The organism is Streptococcus sp. HMSC065C01, from assembly GCF_001813525.1.
GTDB lineage: Bacteria > Bacillota > Bacilli > Lactobacillales > Streptococcaceae > Streptococcus > Streptococcus parasanguinis_V.
In genome coordinates this window covers 120,697-134,701 of the sequence record NZ_KV812857.1, presented here as the reverse complement: position 1 = coordinate 134,701, position 14,005 = coordinate 120,697, and the positions used below count along the sequence as shown (strand labels likewise).

The 14,005-nt window shown below is 42.5% G+C and carries 14 protein-coding genes; 11 read left to right on the top strand and 3 right to left on the bottom strand.

All coding sequences use genetic code 11. The features are described 5' to 3' along the window. The first annotated feature begins 292 nt into the window (after positions 1–292). The 3 genes from HMPREF2918_RS06175 to ldcB all read left to right on the top strand — a co-directional run bounded on the left by HMPREF2918_RS06175 (position 293) and on the right by ldcB (position 4,076). Complete coding sequence (locus HMPREF2918_RS06175; protein ID WP_070594893.1) at positions 293–1,432, top strand: DUF6574 domain-containing protein; 1,140 nt, start codon at positions 293–295, stop codon at positions 1,430–1,432. A gap of 66 nt (positions 1,433–1,498) precedes the next feature. Beyond that, on the top strand, positions 1,499–3,286 hold the full coding sequence (locus tag HMPREF2918_RS06170) for a TcaA second domain-containing protein (RefSeq protein ID WP_070594892.1): 1,788 nt from the start codon (positions 1,499–1,501) through the stop codon (positions 3,284–3,286). Positions 3,287–3,296: 10 nt separating this feature from the next. Further along, entirely contained in the window at positions 3,297–4,076 is a 780-nt protein-coding gene (ldcB, locus tag HMPREF2918_RS06165; protein ID WP_070594891.1) for an LD-carboxypeptidase LdcB/DacB, read from the top strand. Between the two features lie 29 nt (positions 4,077–4,105). On the opposite strand, the gene HMPREF2918_RS06160 is transcribed toward ldcB, so the two are convergent. The 3 genes from HMPREF2918_RS06160 to coaA form a co-directional block, all read right to left on the bottom strand. Further along, a complete protein-coding gene (locus HMPREF2918_RS06160; protein ID WP_070466091.1) occupies positions 4,106–4,615 on the bottom strand; it encodes a DNA topology modulation protein in 510 nt (169 codons plus the stop codon). 66 nt (positions 4,616–4,681) lie between these two features. Then, positions 4,682–4,930, bottom strand: a complete 249-nt coding sequence (gene rpsT, locus HMPREF2918_RS06155; protein ID WP_003007640.1) for a 30S ribosomal protein S20 — start codon at positions 4,928–4,930, stop codon at positions 4,682–4,684. Between the two features lie 96 nt (positions 4,931–5,026). Beyond that, on the bottom strand, positions 5,027–5,947 hold the full coding sequence (coaA, locus tag HMPREF2918_RS06150) for a type I pantothenate kinase (RefSeq protein ID WP_070466090.1): 921 nt from the start codon (positions 5,945–5,947) through the stop codon (positions 5,027–5,029). A gap of 90 nt (positions 5,948–6,037) precedes the next feature. Between coaA and HMPREF2918_RS06145 the strand changes: the two genes are divergently transcribed. The 8 genes from HMPREF2918_RS06145 to HMPREF2918_RS06110 all read left to right on the top strand — a co-directional run bounded on the left by HMPREF2918_RS06145 (position 6,038) and on the right by HMPREF2918_RS06110 (position 13,772). Continuing rightward, a complete protein-coding gene (locus tag HMPREF2918_RS06145) occupies positions 6,038–6,631 on the top strand; it encodes a class I SAM-dependent methyltransferase (protein ID WP_070594890.1) in 594 nt (197 codons plus the stop codon). Next, positions 6,628–7,905, top strand: coding sequence for a pyrimidine-nucleoside phosphorylase (locus HMPREF2918_RS06140; RefSeq protein ID WP_070594889.1), 1,278 nt, complete (start codon positions 6,628–6,630; stop codon positions 7,903–7,905). Before HMPREF2918_RS06145 ends, HMPREF2918_RS06140 begins: the two co-directional genes overlap by 4 nt. A gap of 17 nt (positions 7,906–7,922) precedes the next feature. Continuing rightward, a complete protein-coding gene (deoC, locus tag HMPREF2918_RS06135) occupies positions 7,923–8,585 on the top strand; it encodes a deoxyribose-phosphate aldolase (protein WP_003001619.1) in 663 nt (220 codons plus the stop codon). Continuing rightward, the gene (locus HMPREF2918_RS06130) at positions 8,572–8,961 is read left to right on the top strand and encodes a cytidine deaminase (RefSeq protein WP_070588913.1); all 390 of its coding nucleotides are present in this window, start codon (positions 8,572–8,574) and stop codon (positions 8,959–8,961) included. The genes deoC and HMPREF2918_RS06130 overlap by 14 nt, the downstream gene beginning before the upstream one ends. A 75-nt stretch (positions 8,962–9,036) precedes the next feature. Further along, a complete protein-coding gene (locus tag HMPREF2918_RS06125) occupies positions 9,037–10,098 on the top strand; it encodes a BMP family lipoprotein (protein ID WP_070594888.1) in 1,062 nt (353 codons plus the stop codon). 128 nt (positions 10,099–10,226) lie between these two features. After that, positions 10,227–11,762, top strand: coding sequence for an ABC transporter ATP-binding protein (locus HMPREF2918_RS06120; protein ID WP_070594887.1), 1,536 nt, complete (start codon positions 10,227–10,229; stop codon positions 11,760–11,762). Further along, positions 11,755–12,816, top strand: a complete 1,062-nt coding sequence (locus tag HMPREF2918_RS06115) for an ABC transporter permease (RefSeq protein WP_049518412.1) — start codon at positions 11,755–11,757, stop codon at positions 12,814–12,816. Before HMPREF2918_RS06120 ends, HMPREF2918_RS06115 begins: the two co-directional genes overlap by 8 nt. Further along, positions 12,816–13,772 carry an ABC transporter permease gene (locus HMPREF2918_RS06110; RefSeq protein ID WP_070594886.1) on the top strand — a complete coding sequence of 319 codons (957 nt, stop codon included), beginning with the start codon at positions 12,816–12,818 and terminating at the stop codon, positions 13,770–13,772. Before HMPREF2918_RS06115 ends, HMPREF2918_RS06110 begins: the two co-directional genes overlap by 1 nt. Positions 13,773–14,005: the final 233 nt, after the last annotated feature.

Below are 14,005 nucleotides of genomic sequence, written 5' to 3'. Positions count from 1 at the left end.
GTTTCAGGCACTTTTCTCACGGCGGAAAGTTTTGGTATTTTTTTGAATCGATTTAAAAATTGGAATTCATTTTTATTTCTTTGAAGAATAGCTTAACTTATTTTACTTTAAAATAGTTTGTCTACATTCTACGACCTCTGAAAAGAGGTCGTTTTCTTTACTAATTTCTAAAAATGAGTAGAATTTGTATGTTTTTCAAAAGATATTACAGGGATTTTCCAGTCTTTCATTGAAAATGGTTCAGAAATTTTGTATAATACCCTAGTATAAACAATAGTTAAGGAGATTAAATATGTCAAAACAAGATTGGCTGGATTATTTCGAAGCCGTAAATGGTCGTTCTGCTAGTGCAGAAGAAATTGCTCAAGCACTGGCTGCAGGAGAATTTCAAGAAGAAGTAGTGGTTCCAGAAACCCCACAAGCCCCAGAATTTGTCGCAGCACCAACTGCACCTGTGGAAGAACCAGTTGCTGCTCCACAAGCTCCAGAGTTTGTTGCAGCGCCAACTGCCCCTGTTGAAGAACCAGTCGCAGCGCCACAAGCCCCAGAGTTTGTCGCAGCACCAACTGCCCCTGTTGAAGAACCAGTCGCAGCTCCACAAGCTCCAGAGTTTGTCGCAGCGCCAGCTGCTCCTGCAGAAGAACCAGTTGTAGCTCCAGTTCAAGAACCGGCTCCTCAGGCTGCTCCAACGAATGGACCTGCTTTCCAACAAGCTCCACAACAAGCCTACCAACAACCGACTCAAGCAGCTTATCAAAAAGCTCCTTACCAAGGTCAACCAGGACAACCTTATCCTGCCCAACCAAGTCAATTTGGTGTAGCCGTTGGTGGTTACTGGAATTGGTTCCTTTCAGCTTTGAAACGTCCAACAGCTGTAGAAAATCCAAAAGCTCTTAACGGAATTTTACAGTATGTCTTAACTGCCTTTGTCTTGACCCTATCAACTTTCTTCACAGCTAGTGGATTTACAGGCGGTTATGGAATGGATTTCCGTGCCTTTATGTTGACATTGATTTCCCTATTCTTTAGCCTTTACGCCTTCCAAGTAGCTGGATTCTTTGTTCGTCGTGTGGTTCTTCAAGATAAGGAATACAGTTACGGTCGTTCATTTGAAGAGTTTGGACGTTTGTCTGTTTACACATTGCCACTTGCCCTCCTTGCTTTCTTAGTAGGTCTTGTAAAAGTTTATGAATTTTATGGCTTTGTAAACTTCCTTATTTTCTTCTTGTTCTTTGTTGGAACATGCTATGTCGTTCATCAAGGATTGAACAAGACAAGCTTTAAAACAGATAAATTCTTGCTTCTAGTAGCATCATCTGTTGTCTTGCTTCTCATTGCCATTTTTGTCATTTATGTGAATGCTCGTATTTTAGAACAAGTAGCCGTAGGATTTATTCCAAGTGCTCCAAATTTCTCTAACTTTGGATTCTAACAATATCACAAAACGGAAGGTGGGGGAACCCACTTTCCCTATTTTATAATTAGGGAGAAGAGATCCATGCAAAAGAAATGGGTTGAATTATTTGAAAAAGTGATCGGTCGCAAACCGTCACCAGAAGAGTTTATGGCTGGGAAAGCTTGTGGATTTGATTTGAAACAAATTCAGTCTATCGCAGGAAATGCCCCAGCAGAGGAAGTCGCTCCTGTTGAGGAACCAGTGGTTGAATTAGTTGAAGAAGTGAAGAATGTCGATCCACTTCTAGCAGCTCGTCAGGCTTGGTTGCAACATTTTGAAGAAACCTATGGCCGCAAGCCGAGTGCAGAAGAATTTACCGCAGCTAAAAGTCAAAACTTCGAGTTTTTTGTAGGACCTGTGCCTGAAGCAGAATTTGCGAACCCAGATTCAACAGAAGTAACACAGGAATATGTGCCTCAACAGCCGACTCAAGAGTATACGGCTCCACTTGCTGCTGAGCAAACGCAGGTCTTTGCTGGTCCAAATGTCACAGAAGCAGGTCCAGTTCAGAAAAAACAAAAGGCCCCGAAAACGAAGGGTGGAAAGAAACTTTCCAAGAAGAAAATTGGGATTATTTCTGCTATTGCAGTCCTTGTGATCGCTTTGGTAGCAGCCTTCTTTTTCTTCCAGTCTACAACACGTGTCGAAGTGACAGCAGATAAATTTATTAAGGCAGTGGACACCAAGGATTATCGCGAAGCAGCAGACCTACTTTCAACCGATAACGATAAATGGACAAAGGATGAAGCCGAAAGCTTTATCACCAGCATGGAAGATCAAGGAGTCGATATCGGCACAGAGTTGAACAAGATCATCGATAATGGTGGAGAAGGCAGCTATACGGATAAATCTGGAAACAAGATCTTTGGTTTGGAAAAAGCGGACAAGAAATTTGGGATCTTCCAAGAATACCGTGTAGCCAGCTATCCAGTACAAGTAAAGGTCAAGACCAATTTGGACCAAGCCAAACTCAAAGTGGCTGCCAATAAAACGGTAACCTTGAAAAAAGATGCAGTGACAGATCTTGGTTCTTTCCATTACAATACAAAAGAAATGGAATTGACTGCTAAAACAGAGGTCGGAAATGTTACTTCTAAGATCCATCTCAATCCTAAAAAAGCAACCAAGAATAATTTAGAATTGCAGTTGAATTCTGAAAAACGCAATTTAGAAGTTGAGTTTCCAGATGAAGTTGAAAACCCAACAGATGTGAAGGTTGTGGTTAACGGCAAAGAAGTCGGAACCAGCACGACCTTTGAGGTAGATAGCATCCCTTATCAAGAAATTGAAGTGCATGCTGTCTTCAACATGAATGGGGAAACCTATACAACTGAGAAGGCTAAGGTGACGATTGAAGAGGGTGAGAACGATCCGATCGAACTTAAACTAGCCAAAGATACCCTAAAACGCATCAAGAGTGCACAAGATGCTAAGAAAGCGCAAGCAGCCAAAGAAGAACAAAATCGGACCTTGGCAGAAGAATTCTTGAAAGAGTACCGCGACGCTGTCTTTAGCTCAGTTTCAAATCGAAATAACACCTACTCTAAATACTATGATACACAAAGTCAAGCCTACAAAGACATGGTTGAGTTCACAACTGGTGATGGTGTTCGAAAGGCTAAAATTGACTACTATACTCCAGGAGCTTTGGACATTCAAAGTGTCACGGAAGAAAATGGTGTGGTGACGATTAAGACTTATGAAGACTTTACCGTGCATTATACAGATAGCCATCCAGATTCACAAAACCGCAAGTACAAGACCTACACCTTGAAAAAAGTAGGTGCAAGTTATGTGATTACGGATATTGTCGTAACAAAAGAATCATAGGAGATTCCTCATGAAAGCAAGATTTTCCAAATTAACTTTGGTGACAGTTGCCTTGTTAACCCTGACAGCTTGCTCCCAATCTCAATCCACTAGTTCTAAATCTTCTGCAAAAGAAGAAACTAAACAAACGAAAACCAAGACTTCCAAAGAAACGTCTTCTGCAAAGGATACGTCAAAAGAGACTGGCAAAGAAGAGTCTTCAAAAGCTGGTAAGTCAGATGTGAAAGTGGACTCTGGTGTCAGCTATAATGGTTCTTACTATAGTGTCAAAGGGAAATATGGTGAGGTCATGATCGCTAATAAGCATTATCCCTTGTCGCCTGACTTTAACCCAGGTGAAGATCCTGAAGCTGTTTCAGCCCTTCATGAATTGATCGCAGCCATGCAGGCAGAAGGATATCCGATCAGTGACCAATATAGTGGTTTTCGTAGCTACGATACCCAAGTTGGCCTCTACCAAAACTATGTCAATCAAGATGGTCAGGAAGCCGCCGATCGTTATTCTGCAAGACCGGGTTATAGTGAACACCAAACTGGTTTGACCTTTGATTTAATCGATACCAGTGGTAATTTGGTAACCGAACCTGGACCAAGTAAGTGGTTGCTCAAGAATGCTGCTAAATATGGCTTTGTGGTTCGTTACCAAGAAGGTAAAGAAAAAGTAACAGGCTACATGCCAGAAAGCTGGCATCTCCGCTATATCGGAAAAGAAGCACAAGATATCGCGGACTCAGGTTTGAGTCTGGAAGAATACTATGGCTTCACCGGTGGCGATTACGTTGATAAATAAAAAAGGTTGGGATTGATATCCCAACCTTTTTATTGTATGTTTTTTAGAAACGCATCCAGCTCTTTTTGGTTCTTAAGAGAGATAAATTTGTCTGGATAGGTTTGGTTGACGGTTTGATAGCGTGTAACCTGTTTGTCTTGGCGACCGTTCCAAAGGATCCAACGGATGAATTCCCAGTCAAAGCGTTCGGGGCAACCTGCCGCCATACTCTCACGGACGCGGCCTTTATAACGGCGGTATCGTTTCCAGCCTCTAAAGAGGCAGTTCCAACGAGAGAAGTTGAGAAAGATAATCTGGTCGGCTTGCTCCATTCTTTCCTCATAGCAGCACCAAGAGTAATTGCCATCAATGACCCAGTCTTTATGATCGCTGAGAAACTGTCTCATCTCACCTTCCATCCAATCCCGGTCACTGTCTATCCAACCGGGTTGAAATTGAAGGGTGTCCATATGGAGCTTGGGAATGGAGTAGTGGCGGGCTAAGTTTTCAGCCAAAGTAGATTTTCCAGATCCAGAATAGCCAATAATAACAATTTTCATAAGCACCTCTCAAAAAATTAGGCACAAAAAAAGCTCCGGAGAGCTTGATTTTTATGCTGTTCTTGATTAACCAAGTTTCGCTGCAAGACGTGCTTTATCACGGCTAGCTTTGTTCTTGTGGATCAAACCTTTAGTTTCTGCTTTATCGATAGCTGAGCTAGCAGCGCGGTAAAGTTCTTCAGATGGGTTTGCTTCAAAAGCTTTGATTGCAGTACGCATAGCTGATTTTTGAGCTGAGTTTTTTTCGTTTTGTTTAACGTTCAATTCAGCGCGTTTGATAGCTGATTTAATGTTTGCCAAGTTATTCACCTCCATTGATAATCTAACTATCTCATTATATATGAAAAGTTAAGATTTGACAAGCCTAAAATAGCTTTTCCTTAAAAAAGTACCGTTAAAAGGCCATTTTCTCTAGCGTTTGAGATAAATTTCGTCGATTTCATGGTTGGTTGCTTTATGGAGAATCAGATCAGCTCGGTTTCTGGTTGGTTGGATGTAATGCTGCAAGTTGACTAAATTAATGGATTCCCAGACCTGATGGGCCATGCTTAAAACTTCTTCTAGGGGTTGCTCTGTAAATCGATAGTAGTAGTTATTAGGATCATTCTGAGCTAATGCAAGGAGTTTTTGGAAGCGATCGATATACCAAGATTCGATATCGTCGACCGCGGCATCCACATAGATCGAAAAATCAAAGAAATCGGTCATATAGAGACTGTCATTTTGTGGATTTTGAAAGACATTGATCCCTTCGACAATGACAAAATCAGCCGGTAAAATGGTTTGCTTCTCATCTGGGACAATATCGTATATTTCGTGGGAATAGACAGGGATTTCTACTCTCTTGTTGTTTTTAATTTGATTGAGAAAATCAAGGAGCAATTCCATATCATAGCTTTCCGGAAATCCTTTTCGATTGAGGATCTCTTGTTCTTTTAAGATAGCATTTGGATAGAGAAAACCATCCGTTGTTACCAACTCTACAGTCGAGCCTTCGAAGGTTCGTGACAGCAGGATTTGAAGTAAACGGCTAGTGGTAGATTTTCCAACCGCTACGCTTCCTGAAACACCAATGATAAAGGGTTGGCGCTCACTCGTTTTTTGAAGAAAAATACCTTTTGAGAAGGCCAAATCTTCTTTGGAACGCTTGTAGATTCCAATCAGGTTTGTCAAAGGCAGGTAGACGTCACGTACATCTTGGAGGTTGATGCGGTCGTTAAAACTTTTAATAGAATTGAGCTCTGTTTGAGAGAGTGGTGGGGTGGTTTTGCGGTGCAAATTTTGCCAGGTTTCCCGATTAATTTTTTCAAAATGTAGAAATTCTTTGTCCATATGTCACTCCTATTGTAGTCTTTAGTATACCAATTTTTAGAGGTCATGTAAACGATTTAAAAAAGGAGTGAATTATGATAAAATAACCTTATGAGTAAAATGTATTTCGATGTAAACCCAGATGCAGCCCATGATATTCATGATCTGGCTGTTGTTTTATTGGGACAAAAGATGAATTTTTATACGGACGCCGGCGTCTTTAGTAAAAAAATGATTGACTATGGAAGCCAGGTGCTCTTATCAACCCTGGATTTTCAAGAAGGGGAAAGTGTCCTCGATGTTGGCTGTGGCTATGGTCCAATTGGCCTCTCTCTAGCTAAAGCCCAGGGAGTCGCAGTGACCATGGTCGATGTCAATGAGAGGGCACTAGACTTGGCTAAGAAAAATGCCAGCCGAAACGGCGTGGAAGTTCAGATCTTTTCTTCGGATGTCTATGAAGCAGTCGAAGGGGTCTTTGACCATGTAATCAGTAATCCGCCGATCCGAGCTGGTAAGAAAGTGGTCCACCAAGTGATCACCGGTAGTTTTGAACATTTGAAACCAGGTGGAGACTTGACCATTGTCATTCAGAAAAAACAAGGGGCTCCGAGCGCTAAGGCCAAGATGGAAGAGACGTTTGGCAATTGTGAAATCGTAAAAAAAGACAAAGGCTATTATATTTTAAGAAGTGAGAAAGAATCATGAGAGCAGTAGATATCATTCAGAAAAAAAGAGATGGTCTTGCCTTAAACAAGGAAGAAATTGAATGGCTGATTGAGGGCTATGTTGCTGGAACGGTTCCAGATTACCAAATGTCCGCTTTTGCTATGGCTGTTTATTTTAAAGGGATGACGACGGAAGAAATCTCTCATATGACCATGAAGATGGTCCAAACGGGGCAACAGTTTGATCTGTCAGCTATTCCAGGGATCAAGGTGGACAAACATTCGACTGGTGGTGTGGGAGACAAGGTAACCTTGGTCTTGGTGCCTTTGGTTGCAAGTTTCGGAGTGCCGGTTGCCAAAATGAGCGGTCGTGGGTTAGGACACACAGGTGGGACCATCGATAAGTTGGAATCCATTAAAGGCTTTCAGATTGAACGGACTCAAGAGGAATTTATCCAGCAGGTGCAGGAGATCGGCTTATCGGTCATTGGTCAATCCGACCAACTTGTAAAAGCAGACAAACTCTTGTATGCTCTGCGTGATGTGACAGCGACAGTGGATACCATTCCTTTGATTGCTAGCTCGGTCATGAGTAAGAAAATCGCTGCTGGTGCGGATGCCATTCTTTTGGATGTGACAGTGGGCGAGGGTGCCTTTATGAAGAATATTGAGGATGCTCGTTGCTTAGCACGTACCATGGTGGATCTTGGAAATGCAGTGGGTCGGAAAACCATCGCTGTTATTACAGATATGAGCCAACCATTGGGAACCAGCATTGGTAATCGTTTAGAGATTTTGGAAGCCCTGGATATTCTGAAAGGACAGGGGCGCGCTGATGTCACAGAGTTTATTTGTGAATTAGCGCAAATCATGTTGAAATTGGCCAATGTAGATCAATCAATTGAAGCCATTCATGAACACTTGAGCAATGGACGAGCCTTAGCCAAGTTTGAAGAAATGGTTGTGGCTCAAGGTGGAGACTTAGAAGATTTGCATCGTCCCGTCAAAGTGTCTCAGGTCCTTGAAGTAACAGCGGATCAAGATGGCGTCATTGCTGCTTTACCTGCCATGGAGTTTGGCTTGTTTGCAATGCGATTGGGTGCTGGCCGTGCTGTCAAATCGGATCCCCTCGATTACGAAACAGGAATTGTGTTTGACAAAAAAGTGGGAGAGCGCGTCAAAAAAGGGGAACGCATTGCCCGTATTTTCATGAATGAAAAAAATTCACAAGAAGGCGTTACAGAATTCAAAAAAAATGTTAAAATACTAGAAAGGGCTGAAAGCGTTAAAGAAATTATTGAAATAATATCTTAAGCAGCTCAGGAGATTGTATGAAGTTAAATAAATATATCGATCACACTCTTTTAAAACCAGATGCACAACAAGAACAGATCGAAAAGCTGATCGAAGAAGCCAAGGCTTATGATTTTGCGAGTGTCTGTGTGAACCCGACATGGGTGAATTTTGCGGCTGAGGGCTTGCGCGATTCAGACGTTAAAGTTTGTACCGTCATTGGTTTTCCTTTAGGAGCAAATACACCATTTGTCAAAGCGTGTGAAACAAAAAATGCGATTCAAAATGGTGCCGATGAGATTGACATGGTCATTAATATCGGGGCTCTTAAGTCTAAGAATTTAGCACTAGTTGAGGAAGATATCCAAGCGGTAGTCGAAGCGAGCGGTGATAAGCTGGTCAAAGTCATCATTGAGACTTGTCTCTTAACCGATGATGAAAAGATCGTTGCTTGTCAAATTGCTAAGTTAGCTGGCGCAGACTTTGTGAAAACTTCAACTGGCTTCTCAACTGGAGGAGCAACGGTAGAAGATGTTGCCTTAATGCGTCAAACTGTTGGACCCGACATGGGTGTTAAGGCTTCTGGTGGTGCTCGCTCTTATGAAGATGCTCTTGCTTTTATCGAAGCTGGTGCGACCCGTATTGGGACTTCTTCTGGTGTAGCCATCATGGAAGGAAAGGTGGCTCATGGCGACTACTGAGTTGATCAACTTAGCAGTTGAAGTGAGTCAACAAGCCTATGTGCCTTACTCTCATTTCCCAATTGGAGCTGTACTGCTAACGAAGGATGGAGAAATCTATACAGGTGTCAATATCGAAAATGCCAGTTTTGGATTAACCAACTGTGGAGAACGGACAGCCATTTTTAAAGCTGTTTCTGAAGGAGCTCGCGATTTCAAAGAGCTCATTATCTACGGGCAAACAGAAAAGCCCATCTCTCCATGTGGTGCTTGTCGCCAGGTCATGGCTGAATTTTTTGAGCCAGACCTTCCTGTAACCTTAGTATCTAAAGATAAATCGACGGTCGTGATGACGGTCAAGGAATTACTTCCATATTCCTTTACAGACCTGACTTAATGGGTCTGTGAGGCGGTCTTTTGACCCTTTCAACACTTCGCAACAATGTTGCACAATAATTTAGGAGGTTCAGTAATGAACAAGAAACAATGGCTAGGCCTAGGTCTAGTAACTGTCGCTGCTATCGGACTTGCAGCATGTGGAAATCGTGCGTCTAAAAAAGATAGCGCAAACTCAGAATCTAAATCAGATTTGAAAGTTGCTATCGTTACCGATACTGGTGGTGTGGATGACAAATCATTCAACCAATCTGCTTGGGAAGGTTTGCAAGCTTGGGGTAAAGAAAACGGTCTTTCTAAAGGGAACGGATTTGACTACTTCCAATCAACAGATCAATCTCAATATGCGACAAACCTTGATGAAGCTGTTTCTAACGACTACAAATTGATCTTTGGTGTTGGTTTTGCCTTGAGCGACTCTATTAAAAAAGCTGCAAAAGACAACCAAGATGTGAACTATGTCATCATCGATGACCGTATTGAAGGACAAAAGAACGTAGCATCTGCTGTTTATGCCGATAACGAAGCTGGTTACCTTGCTGGTATTGCTGCTGCAAAAACTACAAAAACTAAACAAGTTGGTTTTGTAGGTGGTATGGAAAGTGAAGTTATCACTCGTTTCCGCGCTGGATTTGAAGCTGGTGTTAAATCTGTTGACCCATCTATCAAAGTTCAAGTAGACTACGCTGGTTCATTCGGTGACTCTGCTAAAGGTAAAACAATTGCTGCTGCACAATATGCTGCAGGTGCAGACGTTATCTACCAAGTAGCTGGTGGTACTGGTGCGGGTGTCTTCTCTGAAGCTAAAGACTTGAACGAGAAGAAAAATGAAGATGAAAAAGTTTGGGTTCTTGGTGTTGACCGTGACCAAAAAGCTGAAGGTGAATACACTTCTAAAGATGGTAAAAAATCTAACTTTGTATTGGCTTCAAGCTTGAAGAAAGTCGGAGAATCTGTAAAAGACTTGGCTAAGAAAACTGCTGAAGGTAAATTCCCTGGCGGTAAAGTGATTACTTATAGCTTGAAAGATGGTGGAGTTGATTTGACAACTGACAACCTTTCTGCAGATGCTAAAAAAGCAGTCGAAGATGCTAAAGCTAAAATCCTTGATGGGTCTCTTAAAGTTCCTGAAAAATAATATTTGATTGGAGCGGCCCTCCCTTTAAGGGCCGTTTCTTTTAAAGTGAGACATTTTTGTCTCAATAAAATCTGTTAGTCGCCTAGCAGATTTTATTGAAATAAAAAATTTTTGAAAGGAAACACCCCATGACACATGAATATGTCATCGAAATGCGTGAGATTACAAAAAAATTTGGTGACTTTGTAGCAAATGACAAGATTAATCTTCAATTGCGCAAAGGTGAAATCCATGCACTTCTTGGAGAAAATGGTGCAGGGAAATCTACCCTGATGAATATGCTGGCTGGTTTGTTGGAACCAACTAGCGGAGACATCGTGGTAAATGGAAAAACTGTTAACCTAGACTCACCTTCAAAAGCAGCTTCTTTAGGAATTGGAATGGTGCACCAACACTTTATGTTGGTTGAAGCTTTCACTGTTGCTGAAAATATCATCCTTGGGTCTGAAACCACTAAACATGGTGTTTTGGATCTTAAGAAAGCCAGTCAAGATATCCTTGATTTGTCTAAAAAATATGGCTTAGCAGTGGATCCAAATGCTAAAGTGGAGGATATTTCCGTTGGTGCGCAGCAACGTGTGGAAATCTTAAAGACGCTTTATCGTGGAGCCGACATCCTAATCTTCGATGAACCTACTGCGGTGTTGACACCAGCTGAAATCGAAGAATTGATGACAATCATGAAGAACTTGGCGAATGAAGGGAAGTCTATTATCTTGATTACGCACAAGTTGGATGAAATCCGTGCTGTTTCTGACCGCGTAACGGTTATTCGTCGTGGTAAATCGATTGAGACAGTCGAGATTGGTGGAGCTACCAACCAAGACTTGGCCGAAATGATGGTCGGTCGTTCAGTTTCCTTTAAAACGGAGAAAGGTCCTTCTCAACCGAAAGAAGTCGTCTTGTCGATCGAAAACTTGGTTGTAAACGAAAATCGGGGTGTCCCAGCTGTTAAGAATCTTTCGTTGGAACTTCGTGCTGGTGAAATCGTTGGGATCGCAGGGATTGACGGAAATGGTCAGTCTGAGTTGATCCAAGCGATTACCGGTCTACGGAAGGTGAAATCCGGTTCAATCAAGATTAAAGGCAAGGATGTTGTAGGTCTTCGTCCACGTCAAATCACAGAAATGAAGGTAGGGCACGTCCCTGAAGACCGTCATCGGGATGGATTAGTCCTTGACATGATGATCTCTGAAAACATTGCCCTTCAAACCTACTATAAAGAACCTCTTAGCAAGAATGGTATTTTGAATTATCCAAATATTACCTCTTATGCCAAGAAGTTGATGGAAGAGTTTGACGTTCGTGCAGCCAGTGAAGTGGTACCTGCTAAGGCTCTCTCTGGAGGGAACCAGCAAAAAGCCATTATCGCTCGGGAAATCGATCGCGATCCAGATCTCTTGATCGTCAGCCAGCCGACTCGTGGATTGGACGTTGGAGCGATCGAATATATCCACAAACGTTTGATACAAGAACGGGATAATGGAAAAGCCGTTCTGGTTGTCAGCTTTGAATTAGATGAAATTTTGAATGTTTCTGATCGTATTGCGGTTATTCATGATGGGAAGATCCAAGGGATCGTAACCCCTGAAACAACGAATAAGCAAGAACTTGGAATCCTCATGGCAGGAGGACAAGTAAAGGAGGGAGCATCAAATGAATAAGAATTTAAAACAAATTGCCGTTCCATTGGTGTCTGTCCTTTTAGGACTGGTCTTGGGTGCCATTATTATGTGGGCCTTTAGCTATGATGCCCTTTGGGGATATGAATTGCTGTTTAAAAAAGCCTTTGGTTCGATTAAGAGTTGGGGAAATATTTCCCGTGCCATGGGGCCACTGATTTTGGTTGCTCTTGGATTTTCAGTAGCCAGCCGGGCCGGCTTCTTTAACGTTGGACTTCCAGGTCAGGCTTTTGCAGGATGGATCATGGCGACTTGGTTTGCCCTGTCCTTCCCAAATATGCCTCGTTTACTAATGATTCCGATGACCGTTTTGATTGCGGCTATCGCAGGTGGATTTATTGGAGCGATTCCTGGTTTCCTTCGTGCCTATCTCGGAACCAGTGAGGTCATCATCACCATTATGATGAACTACATTGTTCTCTATGGTGGGAATGCCTTGATTCATAGCTTCCCAGCTTCCTTGATGGAAAACAAGGACTCAACCATTGATGTGGGAGCCAATGCTGTCTACCAGACGGAGTGGTTGCGTAATTTGACGGACAAATCACAAATGAACATCGGGATCTTCTTTGCCATCATCGCATTGGTGGTCATCTGGTTCTTGATGAAGAAAACAACACTTGGTTTTGAAATCCGTGCCGTTGGTCTCAATGCGAATGCAGCGGAATATGCAGGGATGTCTGCAAAACGGACCATTATCCTTTCTATGATCATTTCTGGTGCTCTTGCTGGTATCGGTGGGGTAGCAGAAGGTCTTGGTATTTACTCAAATGTCTACGTTCAAACCAGCTCGATGAGTGTTGGATTTAACGGAATGGCCGTAGCCCTTCTTGCGATGAATTCACCAATTGGTATTCCATTTGCTGCCTTCTTGTTTGGAGCGCTTCAAATTGGAGGAGTTGGTATGAAGCCAGCTGCAATCCCTGAAGAAGTCGTTCAAATTGTGACAGCATCTATTATCTTCTTCGTATGTGCTCACTACATTATCGAAAAGATGATCTCGATGCGTTCAGCTAAAAAAGGAGGAGCAAACTAATGAGTATTGTAACGATTTTAAGTATTCTTGTTTCCTCTATGATTGTGTATGCGGCGCCGCTGATCTTCACAAGTATCGGAGGAGCATACTCAGAGCACGCTGGGGTTGTTAACGTTGGTCTAGAAGGAATCATGGTTATGGGAGCCTTCTCAGGTATTGTCTTTAACTTGACTTTTGAGCCTGAGTTAGGAAGTTTGACACCATGGTTGTCCTTGATCGTTGCTGCAGGGATTGGAGTACTCTTCTCCTTGATTCACGCGGTGGCAACCATTCATTTCCGTGCTGACCATATCGTCTCAGGTACAGTATTGAACTTGATGGCACCTCCACTTGCGGTCTTCCTTGTTAAAGCGATGTACAACAAGGGGCAAACTGATAATATCAAAGTTGCCTTTGGGAAAACATCCATTCCGGTCTTATCTAAAATTCCGGTGATTGGGGATATTTTCTTCAACAATGCCAGCATCATCGGCTGGGTTGCGATTCTATTTTCATTCTTTGCTTGGTTTATCATGTTCAAGACGAAATTTGGATTGCGTCTTCGTTCAGTAGGTGAACACCCTCAAGCAGCAGATACATTGGGAATCAATGTATATAGAATGCGCTACTTAGGAGTGATGATCTCAGGTGCCCTTGCAGGAATCGGAGGAGCCATTTACGCTCAGTCAGTTTCTGTTAACTTCGCGGTGACTACTATTGTAGGTCCTGGATTTATCGCCCTTGCGGCTATGATTTTCGGGAAATGGAACCCAATCGGTGCCATGCTTGCTAGTCTCTTCTTTGGAGCTTCACAGAGTTTGGCGGTCATCGGGAATCAATTGCCTTTGCTTAAAGGGATCCCATCCATCTACTTGCAAATTGCGCCTTACGTTTTGACCATGGTTGTCTTGGCAGCCTTCTTTGGACAAGCAGTTGCGCCAAAAGCAGATGGTGTTAACTACATTAAATCGAAATAATGCACAGAGAGAGGTTGGGACAAAAGTCCTAGCCTCTCAATTTTTTGGATTGTCGATCAAGACGCAGTGGTTGAGTGGGCTCTACTACGCTGATTTCATCAGCTTTTACAGCCCTACTCAACTGTGCGGAGGTGGGACGACGAAATCGAATTCTAACGAATTACCGATTTCTGTCCCACGCTCTCTTTTGCTTTCTAAAGGCCCCTCTTAGTCGCAATTTCTCTTGAATTAAT

Excerpts from the sequence above, each read along its gene's own strand:
- HMPREF2918_RS06175 (WP_070594893.1), top strand. The coding sequence starts at position 293 with ATGTCAAAACAAGATTGGCTGGATTATTTCGAAGCCGTAAATGGTCGT.
- HMPREF2918_RS06170 (WP_070594892.1), top strand. The coding sequence starts at position 1,499 with ATGCAAAAGAAATGGGTTGAATTATTTGAAAAAGTGATCGGTCGCAAA.
- ldcB (WP_070594891.1), top strand. The coding sequence starts at position 3,297 with ATGAAAGCAAGATTTTCCAAATTAACTTTGGTGACAGTTGCCTTGTTA.
- HMPREF2918_RS06160 (WP_070466091.1), bottom strand. The coding sequence starts at position 4,615 with ATGAAAATTGTTATTATTGGCTATTCTGGATCTGGAAAATCTACTTTG.
- rpsT (WP_003007640.1), bottom strand. The coding sequence starts at position 4,930 with ATGGAGGTGAATAACTTGGCAAACATTAAATCAGCTATCAAACGCGCT.
- coaA (WP_070466090.1), bottom strand. The coding sequence starts at position 5,947 with ATGGACAAAGAATTTCTACATTTTGAAAAAATTAATCGGGAAACCTGG.
- HMPREF2918_RS06145 (WP_070594890.1), top strand. The coding sequence starts at position 6,038 with ATGAGTAAAATGTATTTCGATGTAAACCCAGATGCAGCCCATGATATT.
- HMPREF2918_RS06140 (WP_070594889.1), top strand. The coding sequence starts at position 6,628 with ATGAGAGCAGTAGATATCATTCAGAAAAAAAGAGATGGTCTTGCCTTA.
- deoC (WP_003001619.1), top strand. The coding sequence starts at position 7,923 with ATGAAGTTAAATAAATATATCGATCACACTCTTTTAAAACCAGATGCA.
- HMPREF2918_RS06130 (WP_070588913.1), top strand. The coding sequence starts at position 8,572 with ATGGCGACTACTGAGTTGATCAACTTAGCAGTTGAAGTGAGTCAACAA.
- HMPREF2918_RS06125 (WP_070594888.1), top strand. The coding sequence starts at position 9,037 with ATGAACAAGAAACAATGGCTAGGCCTAGGTCTAGTAACTGTCGCTGCT.
- HMPREF2918_RS06120 (WP_070594887.1), top strand. The coding sequence starts at position 10,227 with ATGACACATGAATATGTCATCGAAATGCGTGAGATTACAAAAAAATTT.
- HMPREF2918_RS06115 (WP_049518412.1), top strand. The coding sequence starts at position 11,755 with ATGAATAAGAATTTAAAACAAATTGCCGTTCCATTGGTGTCTGTCCTT.
- HMPREF2918_RS06110 (WP_070594886.1), top strand. The coding sequence starts at position 12,816 with ATGAGTATTGTAACGATTTTAAGTATTCTTGTTTCCTCTATGATTGTG.